The sequence below is a fragment of the Allobosea massiliensis genome, assembly GCF_042655245.1.
In the GTDB taxonomy this organism is placed as follows: domain Bacteria; phylum Pseudomonadota; class Alphaproteobacteria; order Rhizobiales; family Beijerinckiaceae; genus Allobosea; species Allobosea massiliensis.
The window spans coordinates 1-20,133 of sequence record NZ_JBHSLU010000035.1 but is presented as its reverse complement, the minus strand read 5'-3'; the positions used below and the strand labels follow the sequence as shown (position 1 = coordinate 20,133).

The window sequence follows — 20,133 nt, the reverse complement described above, 5'->3', positions numbered from 1 at the left end:
CCCGAGAATGACGCGCCGATGAGGCGCCCGCTTCCTGAGAGAGATGCTCGGGTCGGGCCCGAGCATGACGCCGGCTTCACCCTCGCCGCGATGTCGGCAGCAGGAAGGTGAGCAGGCCCAGCGCCGGCAGCCAGGCGGTGATGCGGAAGACCTCGACGATGCCGATGCTGTCGGCGAGTGCGCCGAGCACGGCGGCGGCGAGGCCGGCGAGTCCGAAGGACAGGCCGTAGAACAGCCCGCCGACCAGCCCCACGCGGTGGGGCACGAGGTCGATGGCGTAGATCAGGATCGCCGAGAAGGCGCTCGCCATCACGAAGCTGATGATCACGCTGAGCACGCCGGTCCAGAACAGATCGGCATGGGGCAGCATCAGCGCGAAGGGCAAAGACCCGACGATCGAAAGCCAGATCACCCGGTCGCGGCCGATGCGGTCTCCGACCATGCCGCCGATGATGACGCCCACCGTGCTGACCGCGAGATAGAGGAACAGCATGATCTGCGAGAGCTGCACCGTGATCTCGAAGCGGGTCATCAGGTAGAAGGTGTAATAGGAGGTGAAGGCGGCGTTGTAGCCGTTCTTCGAAACCAGCAGCAGGATCAGGATCGTCATCGCGAAGAGCACGCGCCCGCGCGAGAGGCCGTGCCCGGCGGTCTCATCGCCATGCCCTTTCGGCTGGCCACGGCGGAAGGCTGAGTAGCGCGAGGCGGTCCAAGACATCAGGACCATCGCGACCAGCACGATGATGGAGAACCAGGCCAGGCTCGACTGGCCGCGCGGGACGACGATCGCCGCCGCCAGCAGCGGGCCGATGGCGTAGCCGGCATGGCCGCCGACCTGGAACAGCCCCTGCGCCAGGCCCTGGCGGCCCGCCGCGGCATGGCGGGCCATGCGCGTCGCCTCCGGGTGGAACACGGCCGAACCCAGCCCGACCAGCGCGGCGGCGAGCAGCACCAGCGGGTAGCTCGTCGCGGAGGCGAGCGTCAGCAGGCCGAGCAGCGTCGCGCCCATGCCTGCGACCATCGCATAAGGCCAGGGGCGTTTGTCGGTCAGCCAGCCGAGCAGGGGCTGCAGCAGGGACGACGTCACCTGGAAGGCCAGCGTGATCAGGCCGATCTGGCCGAAGTCGAGCCGGAAGTTCTCCTTGATCAGCGGGTAGAGCGCCGGGATCATCGACTGAAGCAGGTCGTTCAGCAGATGCGCCGCGCTCAGCGCGACGAGGATCGGGATCAGCGGGCGGCGCTCGGTGGCCGGCAGGGCGAGTGTCGTCATGACCCGACGCTTGATCCTTCGCTCCCTTCCGGTCAATGGCGGCGATCCGGCGCTGCGATCATGGCGCCCATGGCGCCAAGGCCGTGCTGCGCTGCGGCGAGATCCTCATAGGATGCTCGTTCAGAACCACGCCGTCATCCCAGGTCTCCCTCCGGTCGCCTGGGATGACGGTGTATTGATCTGCGCCCTCCCACTCTCGGCTTTCCGGGGCATGCCTGCTATCGAGCCCTTCAGCCCGCTCCAACCTGCCTCGGCCATGACCTCCCGCACCGCCACGCTCATCGGCTTCCTCGCCATCCTGCTCTGGTCGACGCTCGCCCTATTCACGGCGATGAGCGGGCGGGTGCCGCCGTTCCAGCTCGTCGGCATGACCTTCGTGATCGGTGGCCTTTTGATCCTCGCGATCGCGGCCGCGCGCGGGCAGCTCGCGCGCATCCGCCCGACGCCGGCCTCCTTCGCGCTCGGGCTCTACGGCCCCTTCGGCGATACGGCGCTCTATTATGCGGCGGTGAAGACGGCGCCGGCGGCCGAGGCCAATCTGATCCATTATCTCTGGCCGCTGCTGATCGTGCTGTTCGCGGCGCTGTTGCCGGGCGGGCGGCTGCGGCCGCGGCATCTGGTCGGCGCGCTGATCGGCCTGGCCGCCACCGCGCTGCTGGTCTCGGGCGGGCTCGGGGCGGGGCAGGGGCTCGCGCTCGGGCATCTCCTGGCGGCGCTCGGCGCCTTCGTCTGGGCGAGCTATTCGGTGGTGTCCCGCCGCTTCGCCACCGTGCCGTCAGAGAGCCTGTGTATCACCATGCTCGGCTGCGCCATCCCGGCCTTCGCCTGCCATCTCGCTTTCGAGACGACGCTGTGGACGCTGACGGCGGTCGAATGGGCGGGCGTATTCGGGCTGGGCCTCGGCTCGATCGGGCTCGCCTTCGTGGTCTGGGACATCGGCATGAAGCAGGGTGACGTCGCGCTGCTCGGCGTCGCGTCCTATGCCGCGCCGGTGCTCTCGACGATCATCCTCGTGCTGGCGGGCTACGCCCAGCCGAGCTGGCTGCTCGCCGTGTCCTGCGTGTTGATCGTCGTCGGTGCGGTGGTGGCGAGTTGGGAGCGATCCAAAGCCTGACCCAGTCGTCATTCTCGGGCGCAGCGCAGCGCAACGGAGACCCGAGAATCTCATGACGAGAGGTGTCTGGTTTCCGAGATGGTCGGGTCAAGCCCGATCATGACGCTGCCTATTCCTCAATTCCGCCTGAGCAGCCGCTCCAGATAATCCAGCTCCTCCATCGGCCGCGACGGGTCGCCGAGGCGGCGGCGGAGTTCCTCGAGGATGCGGCGGGCGCGCTGGGTCGCGCTTTCGTCGGCGCCGGGCACGCGGACGCGGCCATCGGCCCAGTCGCGCTGGCGCTGCGGCCGGCCGAGCGGGTCCTCGCGGCCGCGCTGCTGGGCCGAGGGGCGGCCCGCCGGCTGGCCGTCGGGTTCGCCGAAGGCGCCTTCGCCCGGTTCGCCACCCTCGCCGGGCTGGCCCTGCATCTGCTGGGCGAGGTTCTGCGCGCCACGGCGCAGCGCCTCCAGCGCCCGCCCCTGCGCGTCGAGTGCGCCTTCGCCCTGGCCCTGGCCGAGCTGTTCGCCGGCCTCGCCCATGGCGCCCTCGGCCTCGCCGAGCTCGCCCTGCTGCGGCGCGCCCATACCGCGCATCCGGCGCTGCAGATCCTGCAGGCGCTCGCGCAATTGCTGCTGCCGCTGCGCGAGACTCTGCCCGCCTTGGCCCTGCTGCCCTTGCGCACCCTGCTGGCCTTCGCCCTCCTCGCCGTCCTCGCCCTGGTCGCCGGGCTGCTGGCCCGGCTGCTGGCCGCGCTGACCCTGCTGCCGCTGGCCCTGCTGGCCGGGCCGCGCCTGCTGCTGGCCGGGGCGCTGGCCGCGCTGGGCTCGGTTCTGGCGCTGCTGCTCCTGCTGGAAGGTCTCGTCGCGCAGGTTCTGCTGCTCGCGGGTCATCCGGTCGAGATCGGAGAGGGCCTGGTTCATCTCGCGCTGGCGCGGGTCCTGCTGGCCCGGACGCGCCATCTGGAGATTGTTCAGCATCTGGTTGAGCTGCTCCATCAGGCGCTGCGCCTCGGCCATGTCGCCGCGGCGGGAGAGCTCCTCGATGCGGTTGAGCATGTTCTGCAGGTCGCGCGGCGTCACCGTCCGGAAGTTTTCCGGCAGCTGCGACATCTGATTGGGGTCGGCGTTCTGCTGCTGGCGCTGCATCTGCTCGGCGAGCTGGCGCATGAACTGGTCCATGGCCCGGCGCAGATCGTCGGTGAGCTTCTTGATCTCGTCCTCGGAGGCGCCGCGCTCCAGCGCCTGCTGCAGGTTCTCCTGAGCCGCCCGCAAGGCACGCTCGGCATCGGAGAGGTCGCCATCCTCGAGCTGGAGGGCGAGCGCCCACATCAGCTCGGCGACTTCGCGGAGCTGGTCGTCGCTGCCGGCCCGGCGAAGGCGCTCGCCGATCAGGCGCATGCCGAGATAGACGCCCGTCTCCTTCATGAAGAGCTCGGGCTCGATCAGCAGCGCATCCATGGCAAGCTGGACCTTGCTGCGGTCGTCGACATTCATCACCAGCTTGCGGCGCTGCTCGACCAGGGCCTTGGCGAGCGGCTTGGCGAAGGTGCGCTGCGGCAGCACGACCTCGACCGCTTCGCTGCGGCCTTCCTGACCGGCCTCGTCGCGCGCGACCAGCGTCATGCGGACCTTCGCGCCGGCCCAGGGATGGGCGGAGAAGTCGACCGTGCTCTTCAGCTCCTCCTCGCCGGAGGGGGAGGAGGGCACGCTGAGCGCCTGCTTCGGCGCCTCGACCAGCGAGCGGCCTGAGGAGGGCGGGCCGGCGCGCTCGACCGTCGCCTCGACGGAGGCGAGGCCGTAATCGTCCTTCGCCTCATAGGTGATCGACAGCCCGCCAGGCTGCGCGCCGGTGACCGGCTTGGGCGGTTCGCGGAAGGCGATTTCCGGGGCGCGGTCGGGAATGGCGGTGATCGCGAGCGTGCCGCCCGGCGCACCGGAGCCGGTGAGACGCAGCGTGCCGTTGCCGGCGAGCGTGTAGCGCCGCTCGACGACGGCGGGTGCCTGGCCGGGAGCGGGCTTCGCCGCCGGGGCCGCCGTCGCTTTCGCGTCCGCAGCCTTGCCGTCCGCAGCCTTGCCTTCGCCGGGTTTCGGTTCGGCCAGGGCGTCGAGCCGGCCGGTCACGGCGACGTCCATCGCGGACTTGCCGGCGATGCGGACGACGATCGTCGATTTCTCGGGCGCGCTGATCGGTGCGTTCGCCAGTTTGGCGAAGTCGATCAGCATCGGCGGCAGGCGGGTATAGGCCGGCGGGTCGATCCAGGCGTCGATGCGGGTGGCGGGCGCCGGCAGCGAGGGGCCGCGCCAGTCGAAGGCGGCGCGCAGGCGCTGATCGCTCTCCGGGCCGGCGACGAAAAAGGCGGTGATGGCGGCGAGAACGGGCACGGCGCGCAGCGCGTGGCGGTCGCGATTGGCCATCCGCGGCTGCGGGGCGGCGACGCGCAGGCCCTCGATGCGCTGGCTCTGACGCTCGACATGCAGGGCCCAGAGCGCCTGCGAGACCGGGTCCTTCGCGCCGACGGCGAGGCTGTCCTCAAGCGCCGAGGCCGGACGGTGCCCGCCTTCGAGGGAGTGGTCGAGGCGGGTCAGCGCGTCGCGATGGGTCGGCAGCGCGAAGCGCGCGACATGCCAGAGGCTCGCCAGAAAGGCGGTGGCGAAGAGCGCGACACCGAGCGCGCGACCCTGCCAGGGCAGGATCGTCCAGAGACCGAACCAGGAGACGGCGAGGAAGGTGAGCAGGATGCCGAGGGGCAGCCAGAGGCGCGGCCAGAGCCGTTCCCATCCGAGCGCGAGCCGAGACGCCATGGCGAGGCGTGCCAGACGCTGCCGCACGCCCTCGATCCGAACCGGCGCCTCGCGGCGCTGCGCTTCCTTCATGCCGTCGCTCCGAGCCGCCCCCGAATGCCGCCGGGATCTCCCGCCCTCTCGCGGGTCAAGGTGACGACGCTAGCACGTGAATATGGCAAGGCCAGTGCGAAGACGTCGCGCCCGGCTCCGCTCCACGTTTCGTGAACGCGGTCAGGCGAGCCAGGGCGGTGCACGATCTGTGCCGAGGAGCTGCTCGAAGGTTTGGCGCGGCCGCGTCACGGCGAATTCGGCGCCCTTCACGAGAACCTCGGGCACGAGCAGGCGCTGGTTGTAGGTCGAGGCCATGCTGGCGCCATAGGCACCGGCGGTCATGAAGGCGATCAGGTCGCCCGGCTTCAGCGCCGGCAGCACGCGGCCGGTCGTGAAGGTGTCGCCCGATTCGCAGATCGGCCCGACGACGTCATAGGCGATGTCCGGCGTGCCGGGCTTCGGCTCCGCCACCGGCCAGATCTCGTGATAGGCCTCGTACATCGCCGGCCGCACGAGATCGTTCATCGCCGCGTCGACGACGAGGAACTGCTTGCTCGGGCGCGGATTGAGATGCAGCACCCGCGTCATCAGGATGCCGGCATTGCCGACGATCAGGCGGCCCGGCTCGAAGCCGAGCTCGACCTCTAGCCCCTTCGTGACGCGCGCGACCATATCGGCATAGGCCTCGATCAGGCCCGGGCCGTGGTCGAACTCCTTCGGGATGTCGTAGGGGATGCCGAGCCCGCCGCCGAGATCGAGCCGCTCGACGCGGTGGCCCTCGCCGCGCAATTCGCCGACCAGCGTGGCCATCTTGGCATAGGCCGCCTCGAAGGACTCCGTCTCGCGGATCTGGCTGCCGATATGCAGCGCCAGGCCCATCATCCGCACGCCCGGCAGGTTGGCGGCGCGGGCATAGAGCCGGCCGACCTCCTCGAAGGAGACGCCGAACTTGTTCTCCGACGAGCCCGTGGTGATCTTGGCGTGGCCGCCGGCGCCGATGTCGGGATTGACGCGGAACACCGCCTCCTGGCGCTTGCCGAGCTGGCTGGCGACGCGGGAGAGCAGGTCGAGCTCGCTCTCCGTCTCGATATTGACCTGGTAGATGCCGGCCTCGACCGCGAAGCGCAGCTCGCTCTCGCTCTTGCCGACGCCGGAGAAGACGAGCCGCTCCGGCGGGAAGCCGGCCGCGAGCGCCTTGCGGACCTCGCCCTCTGAGACCGTGTCGGCGCCGGCGCCGAGCGAAGCCAGCGTCTTTAGCACGCCGAGATTGCCGTTGGCCTTCATCGCGTAGAAGACATGCGCCTTGCCGTCGCCGGCGGCGCGGGTCATGGCCTCCGCATAGAGCCGATAATGCCGCTCGATCGTCGCCGAGGAATAGACATAGACCGGCGTGCCGACCTCATCGGCGATGCGGCGCAGATCGACATCCTCCGCGAAGAGGGCGCCGTCGCGATAGCTGAAATGGTGCATCGGGGGCGGCTCAGAGGATCGGGTCGAGGACGAAGGGCTTCTCAGGGACCGTGATGGCGCGGTTGGCCTTGGCCGGGCGGGCCAGGATCGAGGTCTCGCCGATGCCGCCGGTGTTGTTCTCGACCGCGCCGATCTGGGAATCCGGCAGGTCGATCGCGCCGGTGGCGTTCGGCGGCGGCTCGAGCGGGCCTTTGCGGCCGCAGGCTCCGAGCGCGAGAGCGAGCAGGCCCGCGACGAGGACGGCGCGGCCGAGTTTCAGGCGGGAGTGCAGCACGGAAGCGAACCCTTGGGCGAGGCGAGAACGGGACTGTAGCGAAGGATGGCGGCGGAGGCGAGGCTTTGGCGTGTTGAGCGTCATTCTCGAATGACGGTCCCATCCGTCATGGTCGGGCTTGTCCCGACCATCCACGTCTTCGCCTTGGGCTGGCGCTCAAGGCGTGGATGCTCGGCACAGGGCCGAGCATGACGGCAAGGATCACGCCTTTGTCGTCGCCAGCTTCTTCAGCCAGCGCCGCGCCTGGCGGCGGACATTGTTGGGCGCCGTGCCGCCATAGCTGGTGCGGCTCCTCACCGACTGGTCGACGCCGAGCACGGCGAAGACGGCCTCGGTGATCTGCGGCTCCACGGCCTGCATCTCCGCGAGGCTGAGCTTTTCCAGCCCGACCTTCTTCTCCGAGGCGATGCCGACGAGACGGCCGGTGACGTGGTGGGCGTCGCGGAAGGGCATCTTCAGCACGCGCACCAGCCAGTCGGCGAGGTCGGTCGCGGTGGCGTAGCCGAGGCCGGCGGCGCGCTTCATCACCTTCAGGTCGGGCTGCATGTCGCGCACCATGCCGGCCGTGGCGGCGAGGCAGAGCGAGAGCGTCTGCAGGGCGTCGAAGGTGCCTTCCTTGTCCTCCTGCATGTCCTTCGAATAGGTCAGCGGCAGGCCCTTCATCATCGTCAGCATCGCCTGCAGATGGCCGAAGACGCGCCCCGCCTTGCCGCGCACCAGCTCGGCGGCGTCGGGGTTGCGCTTCTGCGGCATGATGGAGGAGCCGGTCGAGAAGGCGTCGGAGAGGCGCACGAAGCCGAATTGCGGCGTCGCCCAGAGCACGATCTCCTCGGCCAGCCGCGAGAGATGCATGGCGCAGATCGAGGCCGCGGCGAGGGTCTCCAGCACGAAGTCGCGGTCGGAGACGGAGTCGAGCGAATTCGCCGTCGGCCGGTCGAAGCCGAGCGCCCTGGCGGTCATCTCGCGGTCGATCGGGAAGGAGGTGCCGGCGAGCGCGGCGGCGCCGAGCGGGGATTCGTTGAGGCGCCGGCGCGCATCGGCGACGCGGCCGCGGTCGCGCCCGAGCATCTCGACATAGGCCAGCAGATGGTGGCCGAAGGTCACCGGCTGGGCCGACTGGAGATGGGTGAAGCCCGGCATCACGGCGCCCGCATAGGTCTCGGCCTTCTGCGCCAGCGCGAGCTGGAGATCGGCCATCTGCTCGTCGAGCTGGTCGAGCGTGTCGCGCACCCACAGCTTCATGTCGGTGGCGACCTGGTCGTTGCGCGAGCGGCCGGTGTGGAGCCGGCCGGCGGCGGCGCCGATCCGGTCCTTCAGGTTGCTCTCGACGTTCATGTGGACGTCCTCGAGCGCACGCGAGAACGTGAAGCTCCCGGCCTCGATATCGGCCTCGACCTGCTTGAGCCCGGCGTCGATCGCGGCCACATCCTCCTGCGTCAGGATGCCCGTCTCGCCGAGCATCGCGGCATGGGCGCGCGAACCGCGGATGTCCTGGCGCCAGAGGCGCTGGTCGAAATCGATGGAGGCGTTGATCTCCTCCATGATGGCGTCGGGACCCGTGGCGAAACGCCCACCCCACATGCGATTGCTCACGACGGTCTTTCCTGATTTGAGGACGCCGATGACGTCACGATCGAAATGGTTCGCAGCCGGAGGGGCGCTTCTGCTCGTCGCGCTCGCCGGCGGTGCGGCCTTCTACTCCGTCGCGGGCGATGCCGGCAATTCCGCTTCTTGCAGGGCCGCCCGGCCCCTTGCCGCCGCGATGGCGCCGCTGGCGCGCGGCGAGGTCGCGGCGGTTCAGGTTCATGCTTCCCCCATGCCGACGCCCGACCTTGCCTTCAACGGTCCGGACGGGGCGCCGACGACGCTCTCGGCCTTTCGTGGCAAGGTGGTTCTCGTCAATCTCTGGGCGACCTGGTGCCCGCCCTGCCTGAAGGAGATGCCTTCGCTCGACGCGCTCCAGACGGCGCTCGGCGGCCCGGATTTCGCGGTCGTGGCGATCAATATCGACACGCGCAACCTCGACAAGCCGAAGGCCTGGCTCGCCCAGCGCGAGATCAAGGCGCTGACCTATTACGCCGATCCGCAGGCGCGGGTGTTCCAGGAGCTGCGGGCGGCGCGCAAGGTCGACGGCATGCCGGTCAGCCTGATCGTCGACCGCGACGGCTGCGAGCTCGCGATCCTGCCGGGCCCCGCCGACTGGGCGAGCGCCGATGCCAAGGCGCTGATCGGCGCGGCGCTGAAGCGCCCCTGAGGCGCCGACCTCGCCTGACATCTGGTCAGACGACGGGAGCTGACGTTAGGTTGCTGCGCAGACGCGCGGAGACAACCGCATGCCGAACCTGCTCCAGGCCACCCCGCTCTTCGCCGTGCGCGGCGTCGCCCTCGACGCCGAGACCACGGGGCTCGATGTCAAACGCGCCCGGATGATCGAATTCGCGGCCGTCCATCTCGATGGCGGGCGGCTCGACCGCGCCAACGCCTTCCAGAGCCTGATCGCCTGCGATGTCGAGATCCCCGCCGCGTCGCGCGCCGTCCATGGGCTCGACCGGGAGGCCCTGCGCGGCGCACCGGCCTTCGAGGTGCTTTATCCCGGCATCACCGCCTTCCTTAACGAGCGGGTGGTGATCGGCCACACCATCGGCTTCGACATCGCCATGCTGACCAAGGAGGCGGAGCGGATCGGGCAGCGCTTCGTGCAGCCGCTCGCGCTCGACATCCGCCTGCTGGCGCAGCTCGCCGAGCCGGGCCTGCCTTCCTATTCGTTGGAGGCGCTCGGCGCCTGGCTCGAGATTGCGCCGCAAGAGCGCCACCGGGCGCTCGGCGATGCGATGGCGGCGGGGCTCGTCTTCCTCGCGCTCGCGCCGCGCCTGCGCGAACGCGGCATCCGCACCGTGGGCGAAGCCGTCGCAGCCAGCCGCCGCATCACCGATGCGATGGCGGGCGCGGCCCCGCCGGCCTGGGAGCTGCGCGCGCCCGCCCGCGACGGCGATCCGCTGCCCAAGCTCGACTCCTATCCCTATCGCCATCGCGTCCGCGAGGTGATGCGGGCCGATCCCGTGATCCTGCCGGAGGCGACGGCGGTCGCCGAGGCGCTGGCCGCGATGACCGGCCGGGGCGTCAGCTCGGTCTTCCTCGGCGCGAGCGAGGCCCATCCGGCGACCACCGCCATCCTGACCGAGCGCGACCTGCTGCGGGCCCTCGGCCGGCACGGCGCCGAGGCGCTGGCGCTGCCGGCCGGCCGCTTCGCCTCGCGGCCGGTGGTGGCGGTCCCGGCCGACGCCTTTCTCTACCGTGCGATCGGGCGGATGAGCGCCCGCAACATCCGCCATCTCGCCGTGACCGACGACGAGGACCGGATCGTCGGGGTGGTGACGCCGCTCAAGCTGCTGCAGCTGCGCGCGGGCACGGCGGTGGCGCTGGGCGACGACATCGACGCCGCCCCCGATGCGCCCGCGCTCGGGCAGATCTGGTCGCGCCTGCCGCTGATGGCGCGCGCGCTGCTGGCCGAGGATGTGCCGGCCCGCCTGATCGCGGCGGTGATCGCGCGCGAGGTCGGCGCGCTGACGCGGCGTGCCGCCATCCTGGCCGAGGCTGAGCTCGTGGCCGAGGGCGCCGGGCCGGCGCCTTGCGCTCATGCGGTGCTCGTCCTCGGCTCGGCCGGGCGCGGCGAGAGCCTGCTGGCGATGGACCAGGACAATGCGCTCGTCTTCGCTGAGGGGGAGCCGGAGGGCGAGGCCGACCGCTGGTTCGCGCGGCTCGGCCGGCGCATGGCGGCGATCCTCGACGAGGTCGGCGTGCCGCTCTGCAAGGGCGGGGTGATGGCGTCCGAGCCCGCCTTTCGCGGCTCGCTCGCGACCTGGCGCCAGCGCATCGCGCAATGGCTCGGCCGCTCCAGCCCCGAGGACCTGCTCAGCGTCGACATCGTCTTCGACTTCAAGGCCGTGCATGGCGACAAGGCGATGGCGGAGCGTCTCTGGCGCGATGCCTGGGCTGCGGCCAGGGGGCAGATCCCCTTCCTCAAGCTGCTGGCGGAGAATGCCGGCCAGCCGGCGGCGGGGCTGACCCTTTTCGGGGGCTTGCGCACCGAGGATGACGGCCGCATCGATCTGAAGCGGACGGGGCTGAAGGACATCGTCACCACGGCGCGGCTGCTGGCGCTGCATCACGGCCTACCGCGCCACGCGACGCAGGCGCGGCTCGAGGCGGTGGCGGAACTGGGGAGCGGCGGTGCGAGCGATCTTGCCGAGATCGACCGCGACCATGCGCTGCTGCTCGACTGCATCCTGAGCCAGCAACTGGCCGACATCGCGGAGGGCCTGAGCCCGTCCAACCGGGTTGCGCCCGGCACGATCGGCAAGGCCCGCGCGGGGGACCTCAAGCGCGCGCTCGGGCGGCTCTCGATCCTCGACGATCTGCGCCGCGACCAGCTCTCGGGGTGATCGCCGGTGCCGCGGCGGTCCTGGACATCAAGCTCGCGTTGCAGGGACGGCCGGTCAAGCTGCCATAATTGGCTTCTAGCCAGCAGGATCCACTCGCCCGATCGCACAGCGGCGCCCTGCGCCCTGCGCCCCCGAAAGGCATGTCCATGATCCCATCCCCCAGGTTTTCCTCCCTTGCCCGGGTTTTCTCCTGCGTCGCCGCCGCTCTGCTGGGGCTGCTTCCGGCGCAGCCCGGCCTCGCGCAGGAGCGCCTCACCATTCCTGGAACCAGCGTCAACCTCGAGCCGATCAAGGGATTCGTGCCCTCTTCGCGCTTTGCCGGGCTGGAGAATCCGGAACTGCAAGCCTCGGTCGTGATTGTCGAGATGCCGGCCATCGCCCATCCCGAAGTGGCGAAGCTGTTTGCCGATCTCGACACCGCCAAAACCAATTTCGCCAAGCAGAACGTTGCCATCGTGGCGCTCGACACGCTCAAGGGGCGTGCCGGCGACGTCGTTCCCCTTGCCTCGGGCACGCAGACCATGGGCACGGCGCGCTTCGACAAATGGATCGCCCTGCTCAAGGGCGACCGAACCGTGCTGCTGACGGTCCAGGCCCCGACGACGACGAAGCTGCGGGCGCAGGATGTCCGCGCGATGGTGACGTCGGTCTCGCTCGGGGCCGAGCCGACACTTGAGCAGAAGCTCGAAGCGCTCCCCTTCCGCATCCGCGCCAGCGAGCCGTTCCGCGTCGTCGACACCTTCGGCGGGCTCGGCGTTCTGATGACCGCCGGCGCCCTCAATGTCGATCCCAAGAGCGAACAGCCGATGCTGATCGCGACCTACCAGACCAGCGGCCAGATCGCATCAAATCAGCTCGGCGAGGCTGCTGAAAAACTGCTCAAGACGACCCGCCATTTCGAGAGCGCCACGGTGACCCGCCGCGACCAGGTCCGCTTCGCGGGGGCTGATGGCGTGCTGATCAGTGGCACGCATGACATCGACGGCGTCCGCAAGCGCTTCGTCCAGTATATGGCGATCGGCCCCCAGGCACGGTTCCTTCGTCTGATCGCCACGGCCGACGCGGGTCGCTTCGATACGCTGGAGCCTGCCATCAGAATGATCGTCGACAGCGTTGCCTTCGCCGACAAGCCGTAGCGACGGCCGCCTGCGTGCGGCAGAGGCGTTTGCCTCCCGCACGCTCCTGCAGCATATCCTCCCGGCATGACCTACACGATCGGCCTCGCCACCACCTTCCACGACCCCGCCATCGCGATCATTGGCCCCGACGGCGAGGTCCTCTTCGCCGAGGCGACCGAGCGCTATCTCCAGTTCAAACGCGCGCCGAACTGCGAGCCCGATACGGCGCCGCGGATGGAATCGCTGTTGAAGCGCTACATTCCCGCCGATGCCGAGGTCGCGATCGCGACCAGCTGGGGCGAAGACTTCACCGGCTTCCTCGACCAGATGAGCCGCGCCGGCTCCTTCACGCTCGACGCGCTGCTCAAGCTCTCGCCGGAGCTGAACCGCTCGCTCGTGCCCGAGCGGACCGAGCGCGCGCTGATCGCCTCGCTGCATCAGGGCCAGCAGCGCGCCGGCATCGGCACGCTGCTCGGGCTCGACCGCGCCTTCGGCAAGGCCAACGTCACCGGGCTCACGCGCTTCGGCCACCATCTCAGCCACGCGGCCTATGCCTGCTGGTCCTCGCCCTTCACGGACGCCGCCTGCCTCGTCGTCGACGGCATGGGCGAGACCGGGGCTTCCGCCATCTTCGCGCTGGAGGGTGGGCGCATCCGCGAGGTCAAGCGCCATCGCGGGCGCGAATCGATCGGCTTCTATTTCGGCCTCGTCACCGATCTCGCCGGCTTCGACCAGGCCAAGGGCGAGGAGTGGAAGATCATGGGGCTCGCGCCCTATGGAAAGACCGACGAGCGGCTGATGGCGCTGCTGCGCCGGCTCTATACGATCGAGGGTCACAAGCTCTCCTTCGCCAAGGCCGATGTCGTGCAGGCGGTGGCGGTGGAGATCCTATCCTTACGGCCGGCGGATGCGCTCGACAGCGGCTGGGCCGATCTTGCGCGCTGCGGGCAGGATGTCTTCGCGGAGATGATGGAGGCGCTGCTCGGCGAGACGGCGGCGCTGGTGCCGTCGCCCAACCTCGTGCTGGCCGGGGGCTGCGCGCTCAACTCCTCCTTCAACGGGAAGATCGCCGGGCGCCACGGCTTCGCCGAGGTCTTCGTGCCCTCGGCACCGGCCGATGACGGCAATGCGATCGGCGCCGCCTGGCTCAGCCACGCGCAGCGCAATCCGGACTGGCGCGCACTGAGGGGGCCGCTCTCGCCCTATCTCGGCTCGACCGTCTCGACCGAGCCCTTCGAGCGGATGCAGGCCTGGGAGAAGCGGCTGCGCAAGCTCGCGCCGGAGGAGGTCGCGCCGGTGACGGCGAAGCTCCTCACCGAAGGAAAGCTGATCGGCTGGGTGCAGGGGCGGGCCGAGTTCGGTCCGCGCGCGCTCGGCAACCGCTCGATCATCGCCGATCCGCGCCCGGCCGATGCCAAGGACATCCTCAACGCCAAGGTGAAGTACCGCGAAGCCTTCCGGCCCTTCGCGCCCTCGATCCTGGCCGAGCATGCGCCCGACTGGTTCGAGAACTACCAGGACGCGCCCTATATGGAGCGCACGCTCACCTGGAAGGAGGCGGTGCGCGCCCGCGTCCCGGCCGTGGTGCATGAGGACGCGACCGGGCGGCTGCAAAGCGTCACCGCGGCGCGCAACCCGCGCTATCACGCGTTGATCTCGGCCTTCCATGACCTCACCGGCGTGCCGGTGATCCTCAACACCTCCTTCAACATCATGGGCAAGCCGATCCTCCACACGGCGGAGGACGCGATCCTGATGTTCTACACCAGCGGGCTCGACGCGCTGGTGATCGAGGACTGGCTGCTGGTGAAGTAGCGGCGCGCGCCTTCAGCGCGGCGGCAGCTCGCAGCAGCCGGAGGCCAGTTCGTCGCAGATCTCGAGCTCGATCGGGCAGTCGCCCTCGCGCTCGAGCAGATCGGCGACGAGACCCTTCAGCCGCTCGCGCAGTGCCTCGAGCGTCGGCGCCTCGGTGACGATGCCGCTCTCGTCGGTGGCGACCGCATACCAGGCGCCGTCCTGCCCGTCGCGACGGACCTCGAATTTCAGCGGCTCCAGGGCCGCGCCCCTGCGGGCGGCGACCCTGATGCCAAAGCTCGGAAAACCCATGCCGTCTCTTAGAACTTCAGGCGCCGCGCGCGCTTGACCATCGGGATCTCGTGGATCTTGTCGAGGAGCTCGTCCGAGATCGCCTCGTCCACCGCGACATAGCAGATCGCGTCGCCGCCGGGCTTGTCGCGGCCGAGCGAGAAGGTCGCGACATTGACGCCGGCCGCGCCCAGCAGCGAGCCGAACTGGCCGATGAAGCCCGCCTTGTCGGCGTTGCGGACATAGAGCATGTGCGGCGCGAATTCGGCATCGACCTGGATGTCGCGGATCTCGACGATGCGCGGCTTGCCGTCCTGGAACACCGTGCCGGCGGCGTGGCGCGGCATGTCCTCGGCCTCGACCACGATCTTGATCCGGCTTTCGAGATTGCCGGCGACCTCGCGGGTCAGCTCCTCGACGACGATGCCCTTCTCCTTCGCCACCATGGCGGAGTTGACCATGTTGATCTCGGGCAGGAAGGGCCGGAGCACGCCGGTGATGGCGGCAGCCGAGATCGCCTTCAGGTTCAGGCTCGCGACCGCGCCCTCGTATTCGATGCGGATGCCCTTGACCGGCGCTTCGGTGAGCTGGCCGAGGAAGGAGCCGAGCTTCTCGGCGAGATCGACGAAGGGCTTCACCCGCGGCGCCTCTTCCGCCGTGATCGAGGGGAAGTTCACCGCGTTGGTGATGGCGCCCTTCAGCAGATAGTCGCTCATCTGCTCGGCGACCTGAAGGGCGACATTCTCCTGCGCCTCATTGGTGGCGGCGCCGAGATGCGGCGTGCAGACGACGTTGTCCAGGCCGAAGAGCGGGTTCGACTCGGCGGGCTCGACCGAGAACACGTCGAAGGCCGCACCCGCGACATGGCCGGACTTCAGGAGGTCGGCCAGCGCCGCCTCGTCGACGAGCCCGCCGCGGGCGCAGTTGATGATGCGCACGCCCTTCTTCGTCTTCGCCAGCGCCTCGGCCGAGAGGATGTTCTTCGTCATCGCCGTCATCGGCACATGCAGCGTGATGAAATCGGCGCGCTTGAGCAGATCCTCGAGCTCGACCTTCTCGACGCCGAGCGCGACCGCGCGTTCGGGCGAGAGATAGGGGTCATAGGCGATGACGCGCATCTTCAGGCCGACGGCGCGGTCGGCGACGATCGAGCCGATATTGCCGGCGCCGATCAGCCCGAGCGTCTTGCCCGTGATCTCGACGCCCATGAAGCGGTTCTTCTCCCATTTTCCCGCCTGGGTGGAGAGATCCGCCGCCGGGATCTGCCGGGCGAGCGCGAACATCATCGCGATCGCATGCTCGGCGGTGGTGATCGAGTTGCCGAATGGCGTGTTCATCACGATCACGCCGCGCGCGGTCGCGGCGGGGATCTCGACATTGTCGACGCCGATGCCGGCGCGGCCGATCACCTTCAGCTTCGTCGCAGCCTCCAGAAGCTTGGCGGTGGCCTTGGTCGCCGAGCGGATGGCGAGGCCGTCATACTCGCCAATGATCGCGGCGAGCCTGTCCTTGTCCTTGCCGAGACCCGGATCGAACGTCACGTCGATGCCGCGATCCTTGAAGATCTGCACGGCGGCGGGGGAGAGGGCGTCGGAAATCAGAACCTTGGGCGCTGTCATGGGAAGGGCTTTCGGCTGGCGCGGCGCGTCGGCGCTCTGCGCGGAGATGACGGGATGGACGTTTGCCGTCATTCCGGGGCCGAGCGCAGCGAGGAACCCGGAACCCAGAAACGAAGGGGGATCAGAAAAGGTTGAACGGTCGCGGCGAACGCCGCCGCGCATCGGTTCTGGGTTCCGGGCTCGCGGGCTCTTGCCCGCGCCCCGGAATGACGAGCGGCGCGCTTACGCCGCCTTCTGGCCCAACCCGGCCTTCGCCTCCGCGAAGGCATAGGCCACCCACGGCAGCAGCGCCTTGAGATCGCGCGACTGGACGGTCGCGCCGCACCAGATGCGCAGGCCCGGGGGGGCGTCGCGGTAGTGGCCGAGGTCGTAGCCGGCGCCGGCCTTCTCGATGATCGAGACGACCTGCTTGGCGAAGGCGGCCTGCGCGTCCGGAGCCAGCGCGGTCACGGCCGGGTCGGTGAAGGTCAGGCACACGCTCGTGTTCGAGCGCGTCTTCGGCTTCACCGCGAGGAAGTCGATCCAGTCGTTCTCGCGCACGAATTTCGCGATGACGCGCAGGTTCCCGTCGGCGCGCTTCACCAGCCCGTCGAGCCCGCCGACCTTCTTGGCCCAGTGCAGCGCATCGAGATAATCCTCGACCGCGAGCATGGAGGGGGTGTTGATCGTTTCGCCCTGGAAAATCCCCTCGATCAGCTTGCCGCCCGAGGTCATGCGGAAGATCTTCGGCAGCGGCCAGGCCGGCTTGTAGGTCACCAGCCGCTCGACCGCGCGCGGCGAGAGGATGATCATGCCATGGGCCGCCTCGCCGCCCAGCACCTTCTGCCAGGAGAAGGTGGTGACATCGAGCTTGGGCCAGTCGAGGCGCTGGGCGAAGGCCGCCGAGGTCGCGTCGCAGATCGTCAGCCCCTCGCGGTCATCGGCGATCCAGCTCGCATCCGGCACGCGCACGCCGGAGGTCGTGCCGTTCCAGGTGAAGACGACGTCGCGATTCTTCGTGTCGACCTTCTTCAGATTCGGCAGCTCGCCATAGGGCGCCTCGAAGGTGCGGACATCCGCCAGCTTGAGCTGCTTGACGACATCGGTGACCCAGCCGGCGCCAAAACTCTCCCAGGAGACCATGTCGACGCCGCGCGCCCCGAGCAGCGACCACATCGCCATCTCGACGGCGCCGGTGTCGGAAGCGGGCACGATGCCGATGCGGTATTCGGCCGGCACCTGCAGCACCTCGCGCGTCAGGTCGATCGCGAGTTTGAGCTTGTCCTTGCCGATCTTGGCGCGGTGCGAGCGGCCGAGCGCGGCGTCACCGAGGGATTTGAGGTTCCAGCCGGGGCGCTTGGCGCAGGGGCCGGACGAGAAATGCGGCACGCGCGGACGCGCGGCCGGAGCCTGGTTCACCATCGATGTCTCCATCCTTGCAGATGGGCGCGCCGCGTTGGGGCGGCGTGTCCCGTCGATGGGGGTAAGGGCGGAGGGGCCGGGGAGTCAAGCGGTGGGGGGTGAGGCATCGCTGTCATAGCTAGTGCCAAGCTGCATGGAGCCAGACTAATTGTGTGCATAAGTCCTAACTACCAATATTGTACTATGTGAGTTACAAATCTTAGTCTAATTTGTTCGAACTGACTCCGAAGGGGCGATAATGAATATCGATCAGCGGCAAATTGATGCTCTTGTCGCAAACCCAGTAGAATCGTTGGCTGTTGAGATAAAGCAGTGGATCGATCCTGGGGCTCCACAAGGGCAAGCAAAAATTGTACGTGCCGCTTTGGCAATGCGAAATCGCAATGGCGGATTTTTGATAATCGGATTTGATAATAATGGCGCCCCGGATTTAGGAAATCAGCTTGCTGATCCGCGTGTCAGCTTTCATATTGACGTGGTTCAGGCCCTTATTTCACGATATGCACAAGAATTGTTCGAAATTAGTGTGGGATTTTCTGAGCGCGAAGGTGTTGCGTATCCCGTCATTGCGGTGCCGCCTGGGGTTCAAACGCCTGTGGCGGCAAAACGTGATTTGTTCGATGATCGAAACAGGCTCATAAATACAGGTGATTTATATTTTAGAACGCTTGCGTCTAATGGGGTTCCGAGTAGTAGTGCTGCAAGGCCCCAAGACTGGCGCGAAATCATCGGAATCTGCTTCGATAACCGCGAAGCCGATGTTGGTCGGTTTCTTCGTCGACAATTCGCTGGACAAGATGCGGCTGCACTAGCCTCGGTCCTTTGGGGGATCACAGATAGCGCGCCAGTTACATCCCCTGTTGCAAACTTGATGGAACGGGCAAAAGGGCTGCTCGACGATGAGTGAAAAACGGCTGCTGAAAGCGCTCAACAGGATCGGGTTAGGCGATGATGCCGATGTTCGCCGGATGGCTTCATCGCTCACTTGGGAGGTCGCATTAGCCATTGAACCGGAATGGGAGGGGCGCGTTCCGGATAAGCATTTCCTTGGCAAAGTGCTAGGGAGCAATCCCAACTACACCGGATGGCCGGTTTGGCTCGACTCTAGGTCGTTTACAGAAGCAAAAAGCCAACCGGTGATTCACGATGGGGCTTGGGAGGCGATCATTGTCTCGAAAGGCGGCTGGTCTAGCCACTTGGAGTTTATGAGGTTTGATCCGCGCGGGAAGTTCTATCTCCGTCGAGCATTACAAGATGATCAAGTTCCCGAGAAGGTTGCTCCGGGAACCGCTCTTGACCCGATTATCGTTATCATAAGAGTTGCTGAAGCAATTGCTGTGGGCATAGCCATCGCAAACGGACTTATGACCACAGACGATCCGCCGCGGCAACTTGGCTTTGCATTTAGGTGGACCGGACTCGCCAATAGAACTCTGAAGACTTGGGCCAACCCTTTTATTTTGATGATCGGGGAACCCCGTGCCCACGATAATACAATTTCGACCTATGTTGAATTGCCTTCGGACACGCCAGTAAGCGCTATCGCTCCGGCGGTCCAAAAGGCAACTCGTGATCTCTTCGCGTTGTTCGATGGAGAAATCATACCGGCACACGTCATTGAGGACTGGTCAAATCGCCTCATCGAAAGACGTCTGAGATAGCGGTGGCACCAAGTGGGACCGTGGTATCGGGCGCGGGCTTGATTGATGCAATGCAAAGCCTCATGCGGAGAACGGCCGACACCTCTCCCTGCCCTCTCCTTACAGGAGAGGGTTCTCCGTTGCGGTTCCGTGCGCTGCGGCGATGGGCGCGGGGAACCCCTCTCCTGGATGGGAGAGGTGCAAGGGTGAGGGACCGCCGCTGACTGTTTGAAACGCGACGGAGCCGTAGCGCCTTCCATTGAAACGGCAGGCCCTCATCCGGCGCTCCGCGCCACCTTCTCCCATCCGGGAGAAGGGAAGGGACGTCGCGGTTCCCCTCTCCGTCATGCTCGGGCTTGTCCCGAGCATCCACGTCTTGAACACCGCCTTCGACCCGCGAAGACGTGGATGGTCGCCTCAAGGGCGACCATGACGGGAGAGCGGGGGACGTCGCGCCTGCGGCGAAGGGCGCGGTCCTTCTCCCCTCGGGGGAGAAGGTGGCACGGCGAAGCCGTGACGGATGAGGGCAGCGCTGCGGCTCGCACCCTCATCCCCTGCCGGACCTTCTCCCCCGAGGGGAGAAGGAGGCTGACTTATCCCCGGCGCTTTCGTGTCGCCTTAATCTGCCACCACCTCATCCCCGAGGGGCCGCCATCCGGAGGTGTGCTGTTGGTGGGGGTGAGGGCGGCGCCTGCGGCCGGTCTCACAAGCCGGACTCGGGAGGCTTCGGGGCACCGCCCTGGGGACACTATGATCCCTGTGCGAGGAGCTCGCTGGAACGGTGGTTGGGTCGTGTCCCTGATGGTGGTGTAGCTTCGCGGAGCAACCACGATGCCGGCTTTGGCCGGGCTGGTCAGGCGGCCCCGGCTGGCAGGCTGACGATGGGA

General features: G+C 68.0%; 15 protein-coding genes. 7 read left to right on the top strand and 8 right to left on the bottom strand.

What is annotated here, in order from left to right; translation table 11 throughout:
• Positions 1–76: 76 nt before the first annotated feature.
• Positions 77–1,270 (bottom strand): MFS transporter, encoded by a 1,194-nt coding sequence (locus ACFPN9_RS12640; RefSeq protein WP_066717125.1) that lies wholly within the window; start codon positions 1,268–1,270, stop codon positions 77–79.
• Between the two features lie 256 nt (positions 1,271–1,526).
• Between ACFPN9_RS12640 and yddG the strand changes: the two genes are divergently transcribed.
• On the top strand, positions 1,527–2,384 hold the full coding sequence (gene yddG / locus ACFPN9_RS12635; RefSeq protein ID WP_066717171.1) for an aromatic amino acid exporter YddG: 858 nt from the start codon (positions 1,527–1,529) through the stop codon (positions 2,382–2,384).
• Positions 2,385–2,500: 116 nt separating this feature from the next.
• On the opposite strand, the gene ACFPN9_RS12630 is transcribed toward yddG, so the two are convergent.
• The 4 genes from ACFPN9_RS12630 to argH form a co-directional block, all read right to left on the bottom strand.
• Complete coding sequence (locus ACFPN9_RS12630) at positions 2,501–5,236, bottom strand: TIGR02302 family protein (RefSeq protein WP_066717128.1); 2,736 nt, start codon at positions 5,234–5,236, stop codon at positions 2,501–2,503.
• Positions 5,237–5,377: 141 nt separating this feature from the next.
• Entirely contained in the window at positions 5,378–6,667 is a 1,290-nt protein-coding gene (lysA, locus tag ACFPN9_RS12625) for a diaminopimelate decarboxylase (protein WP_066717131.1), read from the bottom strand.
• Between the two features lie 10 nt (positions 6,668–6,677).
• Positions 6,678–6,941: an LPS translocon maturation chaperone LptM gene (gene lptM / locus ACFPN9_RS12620; RefSeq protein WP_066717133.1), complete on the bottom strand. Its 264-nt coding sequence runs from the start codon at positions 6,939–6,941 to the stop codon at positions 6,678–6,680.
• 201 nt (positions 6,942–7,142) lie between these two features.
• Positions 7,143–8,534 (bottom strand): argininosuccinate lyase, encoded by a 1,392-nt coding sequence (gene argH / locus ACFPN9_RS12615; RefSeq protein WP_066717136.1) that lies wholly within the window; start codon positions 8,532–8,534, stop codon positions 7,143–7,145.
• 28 nt (positions 8,535–8,562) lie between these two features.
• On the opposite strand from argH, the gene tlpA reads away from it, so the two are divergent.
• The 4 genes from tlpA to ACFPN9_RS12595 all read left to right on the top strand — a co-directional run bounded on the left by tlpA (position 8,563) and on the right by ACFPN9_RS12595 (position 14,316).
• Positions 8,563–9,195: a thiol:disulfide interchange protein TlpA gene (gene tlpA, locus ACFPN9_RS12610; protein ID WP_066717138.1), complete on the top strand. Its 633-nt coding sequence runs from the start codon at positions 8,563–8,565 to the stop codon at positions 9,193–9,195.
• A gap of 79 nt (positions 9,196–9,274) precedes the next feature.
• Positions 9,275–11,383, top strand: a complete 2,109-nt coding sequence (locus ACFPN9_RS12605; RefSeq protein WP_066717141.1) for a DUF294 nucleotidyltransferase-like domain-containing protein — start codon at positions 9,275–9,277, stop codon at positions 11,381–11,383.
• Between the two features lie 146 nt (positions 11,384–11,529).
• Complete coding sequence (locus tag ACFPN9_RS12600) at positions 11,530–12,519, top strand: hypothetical protein (protein WP_068077881.1); 990 nt, start codon at positions 11,530–11,532, stop codon at positions 12,517–12,519.
• Positions 12,520–12,585: 66 nt separating this feature from the next.
• Positions 12,586–14,316: a carbamoyltransferase family protein gene (locus tag ACFPN9_RS12595; RefSeq protein WP_066717146.1), complete on the top strand. Its 1,731-nt coding sequence runs from the start codon at positions 12,586–12,588 to the stop codon at positions 14,314–14,316.
• Positions 14,317–14,328: 12 nt separating this feature from the next.
• Here the strand turns inward: ACFPN9_RS12595 and ACFPN9_RS12590 are convergent, their stop codons facing one another.
• The 3 genes from ACFPN9_RS12590 to ACFPN9_RS12580 all read right to left on the bottom strand — a co-directional run bounded on the left by ACFPN9_RS12590 (position 14,329) and on the right by ACFPN9_RS12580 (position 17,606).
• Entirely contained in the window at positions 14,329–14,607 is a 279-nt protein-coding gene (locus tag ACFPN9_RS12590) for a DUF1902 domain-containing protein (RefSeq protein WP_066717148.1), read from the bottom strand.
• An 8-nt stretch (positions 14,608–14,615) separates the two neighbouring features.
• On the bottom strand, positions 14,616–16,205 hold the full coding sequence (serA, locus tag ACFPN9_RS12585) for a phosphoglycerate dehydrogenase (RefSeq protein WP_066717155.1): 1,590 nt from the start codon (positions 16,203–16,205) through the stop codon (positions 14,616–14,618).
• A 222-nt stretch (positions 16,206–16,427) separates the two neighbouring features.
• Positions 16,428–17,606: a phosphoserine transaminase gene (locus tag ACFPN9_RS12580; RefSeq protein WP_066717159.1), complete on the bottom strand. Its 1,179-nt coding sequence runs from the start codon at positions 17,604–17,606 to the stop codon at positions 16,428–16,430.
• 238 nt (positions 17,607–17,844) lie between these two features.
• Between ACFPN9_RS12580 and ACFPN9_RS12575 the strand changes: the two genes are divergently transcribed.
• Both ACFPN9_RS12575 and ACFPN9_RS12570 read left to right on the top strand, forming a co-directional pair.
• Positions 17,845–18,513 carry an AlbA family DNA-binding domain-containing protein gene (locus tag ACFPN9_RS12575; RefSeq protein WP_156450233.1) on the top strand — a complete coding sequence of 223 codons (669 nt, stop codon included), beginning with the start codon at positions 17,845–17,847 and terminating at the stop codon, positions 18,511–18,513.
• Positions 18,506–19,267 (top strand): hypothetical protein, encoded by a 762-nt coding sequence (locus tag ACFPN9_RS12570; RefSeq protein ID WP_156450234.1) that lies wholly within the window; start codon positions 18,506–18,508, stop codon positions 19,265–19,267. The genes ACFPN9_RS12575 and ACFPN9_RS12570 overlap by 8 nt, the downstream gene beginning before the upstream one ends.
• Positions 19,268–20,133: the final 866 nt, after the last annotated feature.

Excerpts from the sequence above, each read along its gene's own strand:
- ACFPN9_RS12600 (WP_068077881.1), top strand. The coding sequence starts at position 11,530 with ATGATCCCATCCCCCAGGTTTTCCTCCCTTGCCCGGGTTTTCTCCTGC.
- ACFPN9_RS12630 (WP_066717128.1), bottom strand. The coding sequence starts at position 5,236 with ATGAAGGAAGCGCAGCGCCGCGAGGCGCCGGTTCGGATCGAGGGCGTG.
- ACFPN9_RS12590 (WP_066717148.1), bottom strand. The coding sequence starts at position 14,607 with ATGGGTTTTCCGAGCTTTGGCATCAGGGTCGCCGCCCGCAGGGGCGCG.
- ACFPN9_RS12640 (WP_066717125.1), bottom strand. The coding sequence starts at position 1,270 with ATGACGACACTCGCCCTGCCGGCCACCGAGCGCCGCCCGCTGATCCCG.
- ACFPN9_RS12580 (WP_066717159.1), bottom strand. The coding sequence starts at position 17,606 with ATGGTGAACCAGGCTCCGGCCGCGCGTCCGCGCGTGCCGCATTTCTCG.
- ACFPN9_RS12575 (WP_156450233.1), top strand. The coding sequence starts at position 17,845 with ATGAATATCGATCAGCGGCAAATTGATGCTCTTGTCGCAAACCCAGTA.
- tlpA (WP_066717138.1), top strand. The coding sequence starts at position 8,563 with ATGACGTCACGATCGAAATGGTTCGCAGCCGGAGGGGCGCTTCTGCTC.
- yddG (WP_066717171.1), top strand. The coding sequence starts at position 1,527 with ATGACCTCCCGCACCGCCACGCTCATCGGCTTCCTCGCCATCCTGCTC.
- serA (WP_066717155.1), bottom strand. The coding sequence starts at position 16,205 with ATGACAGCGCCCAAGGTTCTGATTTCCGACGCCCTCTCCCCCGCCGCC.
- ACFPN9_RS12595 (WP_066717146.1), top strand. The coding sequence starts at position 12,586 with ATGACCTACACGATCGGCCTCGCCACCACCTTCCACGACCCCGCCATC.
- ACFPN9_RS12605 (WP_066717141.1), top strand. The coding sequence starts at position 9,275 with ATGCCGAACCTGCTCCAGGCCACCCCGCTCTTCGCCGTGCGCGGCGTC.
- lysA (WP_066717131.1), bottom strand. The coding sequence starts at position 6,667 with ATGCACCATTTCAGCTATCGCGACGGCGCCCTCTTCGCGGAGGATGTC.
- ACFPN9_RS12570 (WP_156450234.1), top strand. The coding sequence starts at position 18,506 with ATGAGTGAAAAACGGCTGCTGAAAGCGCTCAACAGGATCGGGTTAGGC.